Raw genomic sequence first — 13,012 nt, forward strand, 5'->3', positions numbered from 1 at the left:
GAGCTGCGGCATTGTGAGGGTTGGACGGTGCGGGCCAAGATGAGCAAGTCGGCGATGATGCGGCGTGACGATCCGGTTGTGTTGGTCACGTTTGAGAATTTGACGGAGCGGCTCTGGATTGACGAGCACTAGTACGGTTGGTGTGCTCAGTCAGGTGAGCCGGTGGCCTGCGGCTGGCGTAGGGACTCGCAGGCAAGAACCTTGCCGGGGGATGACGAGGACTGCACTGAAGCCGTTCGAAATACCGGTATTCCGGTAGACCCGGTAAGCAGTTTTTCAACACACGGGCGCGTATTTGCTGGCTCCCTCAGATCTGGATCACAAGCCCGTCACTCATACCTCGAGGCACTCCGCAATTCTCCGTGGGCAAAGTGACTTTACGCGGACGCTGTCCGTGGTTGAAGGCCAACAGTGGTGGGGCTAAAGGCCAGCGGGCGCCGGGGCGGCGGCAGTGGTGTGGAGGTCATAGTGAGAGCGCCTGAGCCGAGACCTTTTTCACGGCGCGTGCGTGGCGTCGATTGATGAATTGGGTGAAGTAGTCGGTTCGGTCGGGGTTGATGAAGCTGGGTAGTGCCAGCATCCATGCTTTTTGGAGGTTATCGAGCTGGTGCTCGGGTTGGTCGGGATCGCTGATTCGGCGGGTACCCACCCATAGCGCGACCAGCACTTTGGCGATGTCTTCGGGATCGTGGTGGTCGACGACGTCGCCCTCGGCGACTGCTTTTTGGATGAGGGTGGTGACGAACTCGGTCCATGATTGCCACAGCGTCGGGGGCAGGGCCGTTGCGTTGTCCAGGGTGTCGAGCAGCCGGGTGCCGGCCCGGGCCACCTCGTTTTGGGTGTTTTGAACGGCACGGAGGTAGACAAGATCGATCAGTGTTTCTAATCCCGACATTTTGTGGGCAAGCAACTCGGTGACTGCTGCACGGCTCATCTCGGTGAGGTCGTCGACGATGGCCACGGCCAGTGCTTGCTTAGACGCGAAATGAAAATACATTGCGCCTTTGGTGAGTTCAGCCTCTGCCAGGATGTCGTCGAGGCTGACCATGCTGTACGGGTGATGGGCGAACTGGCGCGATGCGGCAGCGATGAGTCGTTGGCGCGTGGTTTCGGCTCGCCGTTCGCTGGCCTCGGTCATCACCCTCCCTGCCTCGTCGCGGTCGCCGCGCAGCGACGCGAACGCTGCGCGCCACGGCAACTCTGCCGCCGAGTCAGCCCCCTCGATGAGAAGGGAAGGTGACCTGCTGGCCGGTCTACGGTCCGCTGTCCGCCTTGCATCCCGCGCTTACTCATGGTTTGCATGCTACAAGATGACTGAAAGTGTGATAGCTTCTGGCATCTCGTGATTATAGTATGCATACGCTACATGCTGGTGCATCATTGGTATATACATACATACAGCCGCACCCAGGCGCCGCGGTAACCGCGGGCCGGTCCCTGGGTCGGGTTCCGTTAGGAGGAGCACATGTCGGTCGTGACCACACAGCCGGAGATGCTGTCGTCTGTGCCTTCGACGTCGAAGGCGGGGTTGCTTGCTGGGGGCTCACCCGGTCATGCCCGCGAAAGCGCTGGTGTGGACCGCAGTCGGCGGGTTGAGCGGCGGCGTAATGGGGGATCCGGCGATTCGCCGATGGACATGCTGACACGGTTGCCGGCTCTGGTGGTGTTGGAGCGTGTCGCGGTTCCTTCGCTCGCGATGGCGCGGGACGGCATCATCTTGTTTGCAAATACGGCGTTTGCCGAGATGGTGGGCTACCAGCAGGACAGCTTGGCCGGGTTGGCGTTCCCCGAGGTCTTCCATACCGTGCCAGCCGCGGTATGCGCGCTTTCTGGTGTCGATGCGCTGGCGAACCTGGTGGTGGAGCTGCGGCATCGTGAGGGTTGGACGGTGCGGGCCAGGATGAGCAAGTCGGCGACGATGCGGTGCGATGATCCGGTTGTGTTGGTGACGTTTGACAATTTGACGGAGCGGCTCTGGATGGACGAGTGATAGTGCGGTTGGTGCGGTGAGGTGTTCGAACATGTCGCCGACGAACGACCGCACACTCTCCTCGACGAGCGGCGTGACATGGGCGCGCGGTCTTTCATCTGGGAAATCTCCTGGGCGTATGCATGCGCTACCCGCTAAAAAAATACTCTAAGTCCGCCATAGTTTGTACAAGATGCCAATTGGTATGTATTCTTGGGTTCAGGTGCATCATTGGTATACACATACGGTCGCCACCCAGGGACCGCGGTAACCGCGGCCGGACGATGGGTCGGCTTGCTTCCATTAGGAGGAGCACATGTCGTTCGTAACCACACAGCCAGCAATGCTGGCGTCCGCGGCCGGAGACCTGCAAGGCATCGGCTCTGAAATGGCCGCCGGCAATATGGCGGCGGCAGCCCCGACCACCGGGGTGGTTCCCGCGGCTGCCGACGAGGTGTCGGCCCTGACGGCGGCGCAGTTCGCCGCACACGCCCAGATGTACCAGGCGATCGGTGCCCAAGCCACGGCGATTCATGAACTATTTGTGAGCACCCTGGCGACCAGCGCCGGTTCGTACGCGGCCGCCGAGGCCGCGAACGCCGCAGCGGTCCTCTGAGCGGTAGAGGCGGCAGCGATGGATTTCGGGGCGTTACCCCCGGAGATCAACTCGGCCCGGATGTATGCCGGGCCGGGGCCGGAGTCGATGCTGGCCGCCGCGGCGGCCTGGAATGGGTTGGCCGCCCAATTGCATTCGGGGGCAGCCACTTACACATCGGTGATCTCGGGGCTGACCGACGGGCCGTGGCTGGGGCCGTCTTCAACGGCGATGGCGGCCGCGGCCGCACCCTACGCGGCGTGGATGAGCACCACCGCCGGACAGGCTGAGCTGGCGGCCGCCCAGGCCCAGGCGGCTGCGGGCGCTTATGAGACTGCGTTTGCGATGACGGTGCCGCCGCCGGAGATCGCGGCCAACCGAGCTCAACTGATGTCACTGGTCGCGACGAACATTCTCGGTCAGAACACGCCGGCGATCGCGGCCACCGAGGCCCAATACGGCGAGATGTGGACCCAGGACGCCGCGGCGATGTACGGCTATGCCGCGACTTCAGCGGCAGCCACCGCGAAGGTGACGCCGTTCACCGCGGCGCCGCAGACCACCAGTGTGGCCGGGTTGGCCGCGCAGGGGGCCGCGAGTACCCAGACCGCCGGCGCGTCGACCGGTGCGGGCGTGCAATCAACACTGTCACAGCTGATCTCCTCGCTCAGCACGGCGCTACAGAACCTCGCTTCGCCCAGTTCGTCGACGTCGTTGACGTCACAACTTTCGGGACTGCTGAGTGGGCTTCTGGGTGGGTCTTCTTCCGGGTCGTCGTCCTCGTCAGGGTTCCTAGGGATTTCGACGTCCGGTTTCTCGCTCGGGAGCCTCGCGGAAAGCTACGCCACTATTCCGGGGTGGTTTTCCATGTTCATGGCGGAAACCGCGATCTCGCCCCTTATCGGTACGCCGATGTCTAACGCCTTCAACGCCGCCAATGCCGCCGCCGGACCCGCGGCCGACGCGGCGGCGGGTGCGGCCGCCGCGGCGCCTGGGGGGGCGGCCGCCGACGGTGCGGCGGGGTCAGGGTTCGCCGGGGACTTAGGCGGCTTGGCGGGCGTAGGTCAAGCGGCTGAGGTCGGGGGGTTGTCGGTGCCAACGAGCTGGGGCTGGGCCGCGGCAGGTCTGCCGGCGACGCTGGGGTCGGTTCCGCTGGGGATGCCGGCTGCTGCGGCGGTGCCGTTGGATGTCGGCGCCGGATTAGGTTTCCCATTCATGTTCCCAGGGCTAGGGGCGGGGGCCGTGGCGGCGGGCGGTGGCGCCATCGCGGGCGCTGCTGCTGCCAAATACGGGTCGCGCCTCAGGGTGGTGGCGCGCCCGCCGGCCGCTGGATACCCGGCTGCTGACCCGGCAGTCGCCAAGTCAACCCCGAAATATCCACCGGTGCCCGCCGGATTCCCGACAAACGGAAGCGCGCCCCCCGGATACCAGCCTGCGGTCATATACGTGCCGACCAACGGACACGCGCCGGCCGACAAGTGACAGGCAGGGGACGCAACAATGTACTCGAGGTCTATCGACCTTGCAGTCGCCGACGGCCTGTCAGCGGTCGCGGATCCAGCTGCGCGGGTTATCACCACCAGACGCACCGCAAGCTCCGGAAACAGTGTCGTTAGCCGAGCCCACCCGAAAATTGTCAGCGATGAGGCCATAACCGGTGGTTCCCAAGTCGTCGCCTGTGAACAACAGGTGACGGCTTGATGGTGAGCGTTGAGCTGGCTGGACCTCCGTCTAGCGCCGGTGATATTGATGATCTCCGGCCCGACGGAGGCTCATTGGATCCGGTGCAAAAAGAGGCCCGCAACGGCATCCCCGACGGCCTGCTGGTCGTTGCAACGGGGGTTTTCCTCGTAGCCCTGGCCTATGCCCGCTCCAGAGAAAGTTTAAGTTTCGCCTCTCCCTTGTTCTGGACGGGGCAAATACTCATCTTCGCTTTCGTCGTCTTTCGCGTCCTGAATCCGTCGACGTCGTCTCGCGAACGCGAATTCTTGGTGCTTCTGTACGCTGGTGCTCAGTCTGTGATTAGGTGGGCATACAGCCCAGTAATGTTCCAGTGGTGCGATGAGCTGCAGCATTTGGGATCACTTCTCAACGTCCTCAGGACGCACCATCTCTTCCACATTAATCATGACCTGCCGATTAGCCCTTTATACCCAGGCATGGAGAATGTCACTGCCGAGCTAGCCCAGGTGTCGTCGGGCAGCGCATTCGTAGCCGGCGTTGTCATCGCCAGTGCCTCGCACATATTGCTCGCAGCCGCCGTCCTGCTACTCTTCCGAGAGGTGTTTCAGTCGTCACGCGTAGCGTGCATCGGCGTAATACTCTATCTGCTCAGCCCGCAGATTCACTATTTCGACACGGGATTCATCTACGAAAATGTGGCATTGCCATTTCTGGCTCTATCCATTTTCTTTTCAATCCGCGTCGCAACCCATCAGCACGGACGCTATCAGAGCTTCGCCGGCTTGTTGGCTTGTGTCGCGATTGCCGTGATGACGCATCACTCGACGGCACTGGCGACGGTCGGGGTTTTGGTCGGCATTGCTCTGGCGACTTCGCTGTTCGGCAGCACCCGCGATCTTGCAGGGCCTCTTGCGATCTGTGCTGCGTCAGGGGCATTTGTCGTCGCATGCTGGATGATCTTCGTCGCACCCGAGACCGCGGACTACCTCGGTGGTGCTGGCCCGCAAATCCTGAATGGCCTGGCCCAACTCGGGAAGGCCGACGGAAAGGCCGCCCTACCGACGAGCCTCTCCATCCCACTTGTCGACCGCCTGTGCAACCCCGGCGGCGTTGCGCTCATGCTGGTACTGCTCGCTGTGAGCGTCCGCCTTGCGCGCCCCCTGCCGCCGTTGCAGCGGTTATTTATTTGTATGGCGCCCGGATTGTATGCACTGATGATAGTGATACGCCTATTTGTAGGTTCCCCACCGAACGGCGAGCACCCGGACGCAGCTGAGCTGGCGATCCGCTCGCTTACGTACTTTTCGCTCTTCACCGCGCTGGCAGTGGCTGTAGTTTTAGACCGTCTCGTATCAGCTGCTGCTGCCCGCCACGGTAAGTCAGTGCGCAGGTCGAGCCGCTTCGTAGGTGCAACAACAATCGCCGTCGTACTCCTTCTGCACTCAATCACCACCGGTCTGCCGCAGTGGTGGCAGCGGCTTCCAGGTTCGTTTCTGGTCGACGGTTACGTAAGTGGAATAGACAACGTGGGCAAGGCCAGAGGCGAATGGGCGGCAACAAACCTGCAAGCCGGTGCCCGTTACTTTGGCGACCTTACATCGCTCGTTCTCGTGTCATCACTGTCCCAGCTGGATCCCATCAGCGGCCCGGGATCGCTTTACGACACGACCCGCCTCACTCCGGAGGACTCTGCGCTTATCGGCGGCCTGTTAGCCACATACCTAGACGTGGACACGCGAATGGCTCAACAGGCTCCTATTACCCATTACTTATTCAAAGCAGACGTCATGCATGGCACGAGGGACGCGCCTCTATACGCCGCCAGCCTGGCCAAATTTGACGATCTCCCCGGAATATCTCGAATCTACGATTCAGGCTATGACCATTTCTACGACCTACGAGGCATGCAGGATATATATGGACGTTAGACTCTGCAAACTCGATCTCGTCGCATTGGCCGCTCTGGTCTGCTACGGCGCTTCCGTGTTGCCATTCATTCCGCGTGAATTCTCGAATGTGACGGGAACAGTCCTCTGTTTCATTCTGACTGGAGTCGCTGGGGCGAGCGCGATCTTGCCCGGCGCCGCGAACGGTGTTGCGCGATTCGCCGCAATAGTTGCCTGCTCGTTGGGGACGGGCGTCGTTGGTGGCCTGATTATCAATTTCCTTCCGTCAGGCCTGGTCCGGTTCAACTGGCTGACATATGCATTCGCAATGACGCTCATCGCCTACGCCGTAGCGCGTGCGCGTGGCGCGGGCGGCCCACTGGAGTGGAAACGTCCCGAATTTCCGACCCTAACGCGGGTTTCTGCCGCGAAACTTTTCGCCTCGGTCCTCGTCGTAGCCGCAGCAATATTCATATCCCTCAGCAGCGCGCATCATGGGGAAACGCCCTTCACCGAAGTGTGGTTTATCCCGGATGGCCCAGAACATTCTCCCGTGGGTGCGACGGGCGCTGTATTGGGTATCAAAAGCCATGAGGCGTCGAGTGAAGAATTCGTAGCCGTCATCAACACGGGTTTGCAGGTGACGACGCACCGAGTGACGCTCGCCCCGAACCAAGTGTGGACCCAGGACTTCCCTGTGGGCGGCGAAAAACCAGTAGCCAACGTGTATCGAGGCCGCGTGGCTGACCCTCCGTATCGGACGGTGTGGTTTGTCCGGCGGTGAATACGTGGGCGCTCGCTGGCGCGCGGCTAAGAGCTCACGCAAGCGGTGGCTTGGCCTTGGACTTGGGCGTGGCAACGCTTCGAAGTCTGGTGGGCATCGTGTCATCACGATTGCGCTCTCGCTCTTCAGCACGACCGTCGTGACCGCAGGGCTGGGCTTCGCGTTTTGGGCTCTCGCCGCCCACATCACCACCACCGAAGTCGTAGGTCGCGCGTCTGCGGTGATCTCTGCAATGTCGCTCGTTGGAACCTTCGGCACGCTGGGCTTTCAAATACTGCTGACCGCCGAACTTCCGAGGCGCGACGGTGCCGATGTGAAGCGTCTTGTCGTTACCAGTCTGGGGATCGCCGGCGGTTTGGCGTTCGCGATTGCGGTGGGATACGCGGTCGTCAATCACAACGCGACTAAGAACGGTGAATGGCTTTACGCTACGCCAACCGGCATAGCGCTCTTCGGTGTCGGCACAGCCCTTACTACGGTGACGGCTGTTCTGGATGGCGCGCTGGTTGGAGTTCAGCAAGCCGGGCGGCAGACGTCACGCAATCTGGTTTTCTCGCTCGTCAAGCTGATTGCGCTTCCCGTCGCAGCATTTGCAATTGGCCTGTCACCGCAAGTCATCTTTTCGGTTTGGCTTCTGGGAAACCTTGTCTCGTTGCTGACTCTCGGACTGCGAACCAAGGCACCGCATGAATGGTTAAAGACAATGCCATCCCTGCGAGGGTTTTTCCCGCTATGGCGTGCTGGAGCAGGTTATCACTGGATCAACGTCGCTACCCACGCGCCGGTACTGGTTATGCCGATCATGGTTGCTGCCCAGCTGGGCGCTCACGCCAACGCGGGTTTCTATGCGGCTCTTCTCTTAGTCGGCGCCGTCTGGATCATTCCGTTCCATCTTGCTACCGCGATGTTGACGCTCGACCATGGGAACGCGGAGCACTTCGATCGTGGGCTCGGCACCGCGCTCCGGCTGTCAGGAGTGGTATCCGTTCTCGCTGCCGCGGGAGCTGCCACCTTGGCACGTCCGGTCCTGGCAATCTTCGGATCTGGGTATGAACAGGCCCGCTACTGCTTTATCGCCTTCGCGGCCTGCACATTCGCAATCGCAGTGAAAGCGATCTACATCCCGGTACGGAGAGCGCAGGGAGCGCTGGGCAAAGCCGCGCTCGCGGTAACCCTTGGCGCGGCCCTGGAACTCGGAGCTGCCGAGCTCGGACTCAAGCTTGGTGGCGTAACTGGTGTTGGCATCGCGTTTGGCGCGGCAACGCTGTTGGAAGCAGTATGCTTCTGGCCGACCATCCGTAAGGCGCGAAAGTCGTCTAATCAGCAGGCCACAGGCGCGGAGCAAAATCGCCGCGGTCAGGAACGAGAGATTCCTGACATAAATCGATCTGTTATCGAGCGGTAGGAGGTGCGCTTGGGAAGGCCGCACCTTCATGGCCGCCACCGTCGCGCCGGCGATCAGGTCGAGACGCACAATCTCCGCCGTCTGTGCCTGGTTATCGCCGGTTTCGTCATTGCGGCGATTGCGCTGCCGTTTGTGAATGCGGGCATGGTGACAGTCAGCGAGCAGAGCGGGGCGGTCCAGCAGCGCGGGGTCGTGTTGCCGACTTGGAAGACCCATGGCTACGGCGGCCCGGCCACCACGCAAGCGACAAGCGCCATCGCCGGGGTCGGTGCGACCTGGATTGAGTTCACCCCGTCGTGGAAGATGGCCACGGCAACGTCCAGCCGGATCGACGTCGCCTGGAGCGTCACCGACGCCGATTTGCTAGCGGCGATTGACCAAGCCCACAGCAAGGGCCTCAAGATCTTGCTGAAGCCGCATGTCGACCCTCAGGACGGCACAAACCGCTGGGAGATCAACCCGTCCAACCGCGCAGCGTGGTTCAACTCCTACCGATCGATGATGACCCACTACGCCACGATCGCCCGGCAGAATGGCGTCGACGAGTTCTCGGTGGGCTGCGAACTGGCCACCATGTCGGGTTCCGCAGATCGCGGCACGTGGCTGACGATCATCAACGCAATAAGGGCCATATACGGCGGTCCGCTCGTCTATGCGGCCACCACCGTTGAATACCCCAATGTGTCATTTTGGGATCAGCTCAATTTTATTGGGGTTGACGCCTATTTCCCGTTGAGCACCACGCCGACAACGGACGTATCGGCGCTGGAGGCCGCGTGGATTCCGATACGGGACCAAATGTCGGCGTTCGCGTTCGCGGTCGGGCGTCCAATCCTGTTCACTGAGGCCGGCTATCCCAGCCTGGTGGGTGCGGCGATCGAGCCATGGAACAACCACTACAGCAGTACGCCCTCTCAGCCGGAGCAGGCAGCCGGTTATGAGGCGTTGCTCGCGACGTTCAGCGGCCAGCCCTGGTGGGCCGGGACGTTCTGGTGGTCGTGGTGGACGGACAACGGGGTTTACGACCCGCTCGATCACGCGATCGGGGGCAAGCTCGCTGAGTCGGTGCTACGGAATTGGTGGGCTTCGAACCCGTATCGAGGAACCGTCAAGCCCTGTGGATCGGATGCGTCCGGGGGTGTGGGAACCCCCGACATTTGCGGCTCGTCGGCCAGGGACACACCGCGGCCCTCTGCCAGGATCCGTAACTGGGCAGGACACGAATAGATGGTCGATTCTCGGTCGACTGAGCCGCACACCGCGTCGCAGGGCCATACCCTCGGATTCGGCTGCGCAAGCCTATATGGCCTGCCCGGAAGGCGGGACCGGCGCGCAGTCTTGGAATCCGCCTACGACCTCGGGATCAGACATTTCGACGTGGCGCCCATCTACGGCCTCGGGCTGGCGGAAGCCGAGTTGGCAAATTTTGCGCAATCGCGTACCGATATACGGATCGCGACGAAATTTGGCATTAGGCCGACCGTAATTGGTCACCTCGCCGGGTTCGTCCAGCCACCGATCCGCCGGATGCTGCAGATGTCCTCCGCGGTGAAATCCAAAGTCAAGCAATCCGGTGCCGCACCAGACGCCGGGGCTGTTGGCCGTGTTCTCTATTCCCGCCGGGACTACTCTGTAGCGAGTGCGCAGCGCGCGCTTGTTTCGAGCCTTCGGGCTCTGCGCACCGAGCGAATCGAGTACTTTCTGTTACACGAACCGGCCGGCGTGCTGCCCGATGACTATCGCGATCTGGTCGACTACCTCGAGACCGAGCGCGGCCGGGGCGTGATTGGATACTGGGGTCCGGCCGGTGATCTATCCCGCGGGGATGACGCAGTGGTGGCTGCCGTGAGCGCGCGCGCCTCCGCGCTCCAGTTTCCCTACGACCTGATCGCTGGATACGGCGGACCGCCGCCGGGGCAGGACCGGCGCATCATCACCTTCGGCTTTCTCTCCGGAACGCTACCGCGCGTACACGGTGTCCTGAGTCGCGAGCCCGAATTCCGGCAGCAGTGCAGCGAATTGCTCGATGCCGATCTCTCGGATGCGAGAACCGTGGTCAAGCTGCTCGTGCGTGACGCGGTGCAGCACAACCCGGGCGGAACGGTGCTGCTGTCGTCGACCAAGATCAAAAACCTCGAGATGGCTTACGCAAGCGCGGACGTCCCTCTCCGCAACGAGGCCGAGGTGGCGAGCATGATCCGGGATAAGTGCGTCGGAACGCGAGCTGAGCGATGATCACCTCCGCGAGCGAAATTCTGGACGGCGCGCGCCTGGATGCGGGTCTGGTTGTCATTGGGGCTGGGCCGGCGGGCATCGTCTGCGCGCTCGAGGCGGCGAGGCGAGGCGTCGACGTTGTCCTGATCGAGACCGGGAACAGGAAACCAAGCCCGGAGAATCAGAAGCTGTCGGTTGCGCATCGGCAGGACCCGGATGTGCACGCACCGGTAGAGCTGGCGATTAGCCGCCAGCTCGGTGGTACGTCTTCCATCTGGGGTGGACGGTGCGTTCCCTATGACCGTGTCGACTTCGTCGAGCGCGACGTCGCGCCGGATTCTATGTGGCCGGTGACCTACGAGGATCTGCAATGCTACTTCGAACGAACCTGCCAGTGGATGCTCTGCGGTCGCTCGATCTTCGACGTCAACGAGCTGGACCATCTGCCCCGACACATGATCGCGGGTCTTGAGGACGGAGCGGTGTCCACGTCATCGCTCGAGCGATGGTCACTCCCAACCGATTTCGGCAAGGTGTACTTCGACGATCTCCGCGATGCGGTCGGCCTCAAGGTGATTACCGATGCAACCTGTGTGCGGATCAACCTCGAGGGCGACAAAGAACGCGCGAAGGACATCGAGTGCAGGACACTTTCGGGGAGCTCGTTCACCGTCGCCGCGGAGGACATCATTGTGGCGGCGGGTGGGTTGGAAAGCGCCCGATTGCTGATGTGTTCGCCGGGTCGGGGAGGCCGAAGCATCGGTGACCATTCCGGTCAGTTGGGTCACTGGTACATGGCCCACCTTGAGGGTGTGATCGCAGACTTGGTGTTGACGACCCCTGTCGAGGACACGATCTACTGGTACGAGCGTGACATCGACGGTTCTTATGTCCGGCGGAGATTTACCTTTGCCGAAAGCTATCTGCTCGAGCACGGCTTGCCCAATATCTCGGGATGGATCGCCAATCCGGAGCTGGCTGATGCGTCGCACCGCAATGCGCATCTGTCGTTGACGTATCTGGCACTGATCTCGCCCTTGGGCTTCTTGTTCGCGCCGACAGCGCAACGACTTTCACTGACCGGTTCCAGTATCCCGGGAACGCCCTACGGCATGGCAAAGCGATCGTCGGTGTGGGCACATCTTCTTAACGTGCTGCGGCAGCCGATCGAAACGATACGATTCTTCGTCGACTTCGGCATCAAGCGGGTGTTCGCTCGGGGCCGCAAACCGCCGGGCTTTTTCGTCGGGAATCCTGCGAACCGCTACCCGTTCCAGTACCACGCTGAACATCTACCTCACTACGAGAGTTGCGTCAGGCTCGCCGAGGACGTCGATGACCTCGGCATGCCGAAACTCGATATCGACATCCTGTTCACGGACGAAGACATCCAAGGCGTACTCGCGGCACACAGACACTGGGATAGCTACCTGCGCGCCAGCGGCGTGGGGCGGCTTGAGTATCTCGCGGACGACCCTGCGGCGGCAGTGCACGCGCGTACCGGGGGCGGTTTCCACCAGGTAGGAACCACCCGCATGTCAAAAGATCCGGAGAAGGGCGTGGTCGACGAGAATCTCGCCGTCCATGGTGTTCCGAATGTCCACGTCGTGAGCAGTTCGGTGTTCGTGACGTCCGGCCAGGCCAATTCCACCTTCATGATTGTCGTATTCGCCGTCCGTCTCATCGAGCGGCTGTACGGCGCGCGGTAAATCGCCGGCCCGCGCCTACCCAGCGGCCCACACAACCGTCAGTGTCCCGGTCGCCAACGCGGTGGGGGGCTGTGAGTGCCGTCGAGCGTGGTGACCGTCAACGGATTCGCTTTTGTGGTAGGCCGGGGATGATGACGGCGTTTTGTTGTTTAGTGCCAGACTTTCCAGGGCGGGTTTCCGCTGTTCCAGAGGTTGTTGAGGGCCTGTGATTCGCGGAAGGTGTCCATCGGCTGCCAGAACCCGTGGTGGGCGAACGCGGCGATCTGGCCGTCTTTAGCCAGCCGCAGCAGCGGCTGGTCCTCGAGCACGGTGTCGTCGCCATCGAGGTAGTCGAACACTCCCGGCTCGAAAATGAAGTAGCCGATGTTGATCCAGTCTTCGGTCTTGGGCTTTTCCCGGTAGGTGGCAACGACACCGTCTTGCTCGAGGTCGATGACCCCGAACCGGCTCATCGGCTGGGTGGCCGTCACGGTGGCCAGCTTGCCGTGCGCGCGGTGGAACTCCAGCAAGCCGGCGATATCGACGTCGGCGATGCCGTCGCCGTAGGTGCACAGGAACGTCTCCTCGCCCACGTACTTCTGGATGCGCTTGATCCGCCCGCCGGTCATCGTGCTCAGGCCGGTGTCGGCCACGGTCACCTGCCAGTTGAACTCGGCGTGGGAGCCGTGGTGGCGGATGCTGGACTGGTCACCCAGGGTGATGGTGAAGTCCAGGTTGGACACCCCGTAGTTGGCGAAGTAGCTCTTGATGTATTCGCTCTTGTAGCC

General features: G+C 62.0%; 11 protein-coding genes. 9 read left to right on the plus strand and 2 right to left on the minus strand.

What is annotated here, in order from left to right; genetic code table 11:
- Window positions 1-463: 463 nt before the first annotated feature.
- Window positions 464-1,138, minus strand: a complete 675-nt coding sequence (locus tag ACLP4W_RS00415; protein WP_442383021.1) for a ScbR family autoregulator-binding transcription factor — start codon at window positions 1,136-1,138, stop codon at window positions 464-466.
- A gap of 492 nt (window positions 1,139-1,630) precedes the next feature.
- On the opposite strand from ACLP4W_RS00415, the gene ACLP4W_RS00420 reads away from it, so the two are divergent.
- The 9 genes from ACLP4W_RS00420 to ACLP4W_RS00460 all read left to right on the plus strand — a co-directional run bounded on the left by ACLP4W_RS00420 (window position 1,631) and on the right by ACLP4W_RS00460 (window position 12,245).
- The gene (locus ACLP4W_RS00420) at window positions 1,631-1,990 is read left to right on the plus strand and encodes a PAS domain S-box protein (RefSeq protein WP_442383041.1); all 360 of its coding nucleotides are present in this window, start codon (window positions 1,631-1,633) and stop codon (window positions 1,988-1,990) included.
- 295 nt (window positions 1,991-2,285) lie between these two features.
- Entirely contained in the window at window positions 2,286-2,585 is a 300-nt protein-coding gene (locus ACLP4W_RS00425) for a PE family protein (protein ID WP_442383023.1), read from the plus strand.
- Window positions 2,586-2,603: 18 nt separating this feature from the next.
- Entirely contained in the window at window positions 2,604-4,046 is a 1,443-nt protein-coding gene (locus ACLP4W_RS00430; RefSeq protein WP_442383025.1) for a PPE family protein, read from the plus strand.
- Window positions 4,047-4,267: 221 nt separating this feature from the next.
- Window positions 4,268-6,175, plus strand: a complete 1,908-nt coding sequence (locus ACLP4W_RS00435) for a glycosyltransferase family 39 protein (protein ID WP_442383027.1) — start codon at window positions 4,268-4,270, stop codon at window positions 6,173-6,175.
- Window positions 6,126-6,917, plus strand: coding sequence for a hypothetical protein (locus tag ACLP4W_RS00440; RefSeq protein ID WP_442383029.1), 792 nt, complete (start codon window positions 6,126-6,128; stop codon window positions 6,915-6,917). The genes ACLP4W_RS00435 and ACLP4W_RS00440 overlap by 50 nt, the downstream gene beginning before the upstream one ends.
- A gap of 139 nt (window positions 6,918-7,056) precedes the next feature.
- Window positions 7,057-8,322 carry a lipopolysaccharide biosynthesis protein gene (locus tag ACLP4W_RS00445; protein ID WP_442383031.1) on the plus strand — a complete coding sequence of 422 codons (1,266 nt, stop codon included), beginning with the start codon at window positions 7,057-7,059 and terminating at the stop codon, window positions 8,320-8,322.
- Between the two features lie 9 nt (window positions 8,323-8,331).
- Window positions 8,332-9,549 (plus strand): glycoside hydrolase family 113, encoded by a 1,218-nt coding sequence (locus ACLP4W_RS00450; protein WP_442383033.1) that lies wholly within the window; start codon window positions 8,332-8,334, stop codon window positions 9,547-9,549.
- Window positions 9,550-10,557, plus strand: coding sequence for an aldo/keto reductase (locus ACLP4W_RS00455; RefSeq protein WP_442383035.1), 1,008 nt, complete (start codon window positions 9,550-9,552; stop codon window positions 10,555-10,557). It begins immediately after the preceding gene.
- Window positions 10,554-12,245, plus strand: a complete 1,692-nt coding sequence (locus ACLP4W_RS00460) for a GMC oxidoreductase (protein ID WP_442383038.1) — start codon at window positions 10,554-10,556, stop codon at window positions 12,243-12,245. Before ACLP4W_RS00455 ends, ACLP4W_RS00460 begins: the two co-directional genes overlap by 4 nt.
- Before the next feature lie 149 nt (window positions 12,246-12,394).
- Here ACLP4W_RS00460 and ACLP4W_RS00465 read toward each other — a convergent pair.
- The coding region (locus tag ACLP4W_RS00465; protein ID WP_442383039.1) for a sugar phosphate nucleotidyltransferase at window positions 12,395-13,012 on the minus strand (618 nt) is incomplete at its 5' end.

Source organism: Mycobacterium sp. (genome assembly GCF_052145595.1).
Taxonomy (GTDB): Bacteria; Actinomycetota; Actinomycetes; order Mycobacteriales; family Mycobacteriaceae; genus Mycobacterium.